At 60.6% G+C, this 1,318-nt stretch carries 3 protein-coding genes; 1 reads left to right on the forward strand and 2 read right to left on the reverse strand.

Translation table 11 applies throughout. From position 1 onward, the window contains the following. Positions 1-166: 166 nt before the first annotated feature. Entirely contained in the window at positions 167-478 is a 312-nt protein-coding gene (locus tag EJK91_RS22840) for a transposase (RefSeq protein WP_241178779.1), read from the reverse strand. On the opposite strand from EJK91_RS22840, the gene EJK91_RS21355 reads away from it, so the two are divergent. Further along, complete coding sequence (locus EJK91_RS21355; protein ID WP_241178778.1) at positions 368-973, forward strand: restriction endonuclease; 606 nt, start codon at positions 368-370, stop codon at positions 971-973. The genes EJK91_RS22840 and EJK91_RS21355 overlap by 111 nt on opposite strands. Positions 974-1,098: 125 nt before the next feature. Here EJK91_RS21355 and EJK91_RS21360 read toward each other — a convergent pair. After that, positions 1,099-1,318: integrase core domain-containing protein (locus EJK91_RS21360; protein ID WP_164517914.1), on the reverse strand; the 220-nt coding region annotated here is incomplete at its 5' end.

Raw genomic sequence — 1,318 nt, forward strand, 5'->3', positions numbered from 1 at the left:
AACTCCGGATCGTCCCGATGAGCGTCAACGAGGGCGTTGGTGCGGTAGGCCTCGACGATCTCGGCATCGGTGACCGGTTCTTGAAGCCACCGGTAGTAGGGCTGGCGAGCAATGTCCAGTACCCGGCACGTCACCACCACGGGGATCCCGTCGGCGGCGAGCTCGCTTACGAGCGGGTAGAGCCTTTTCCCGGCAGATTCGCCTGCGACAAATACGCTGCCGCCCGCCGCAGGACCTCGTTCTCCTGCTCCAGCAGCCTGATCCGCTGCCGAGCTGCACGCAGGTCGGTCGACTCCGACCTGCTGGTTCCCTCCTTAACGCCGTCATCGATGTCGGCCTGGCGCAGCCACTTGGTCAGCGTCATCGGGTGCACCCCGAAATCGTTGGCGACCGCCTCGATGGTCACCCCGGGATCGCGGTTGCGGGCGACCCGGACAACGTCGTCACGGAACTCTTTCGGATAAGGCCTGGGTACAATGACATCCTTCCAGCCCACCCCGCAAGGCAAGCCAACTCAGATGTCACCTATCCGTGCAGCAGACCCCACAAGCGCGGCAAGGCGTTCGAAGGTCTCTTGACCGATCTCTTCCTGATCTTCGACATGGAGCCCCGCCTCAGCTACAGCCTGGCTCATGAACAGATCGACGGGTCGCTGAGTTTCGACACCGACGACTACATCGTCGAAGCGCGATGGCGACAAGAGTCGACCGGACGAGAGCACCTCGACGTCTTCAAGACAAAGGTTGAACGCAAGGGGCGCAACGCACTTGGCATCTTCGTGAGCGTGAACACGTTCAGCGCGGACGCCTTGGTGCAATACGGCTCATCCAGCCCGTTTGTCGTGTTCACCGGCGATGACCTATTCATGGTGCTCGACGGCCGCATTGGTCTTGACGATCTGCTACGCGCTAAGAAGCGCCACGTCAACGAGACCGGCGACTGCAACTTACCTGCGCGAAGTCTAGTTCTCTGAATTTACGCTCATCGGGACGAAGATCATCTCGACCTGATCAGAAAAGGACGGATCCCGCTCCAAAACTTCCATCATCAAAGCATCCCGTCACACACCTGAGGGGGACCCATTTGATGGTCCAGTCGTTATGCGGCTTGGGGTTGGTGGGTCGTGGTCCACTGTAGGGCGAACTCGGCTGGGCTGAGTCCGCGGTGGGCCGAATGCGGTCTGTTGGCGTTGTAGTCGATCCTCCAGTCTTCGATGATCACTTGGGCTTCGCGCAGGGAGTCGAAGCGCCACGAGTTGAGCAGTTCGTCGCGCAGGCGGCCGTTGAACGATTCGATCCAGGCGTTCTGCCAGGGTGAT

This window comes from Mycobacterium sp. P7213 (genome assembly GCF_900604305.1).
Classification (GTDB): Bacteria; Actinomycetota; Actinomycetes; order Mycobacteriales; family Mycobacteriaceae; genus Mycobacterium.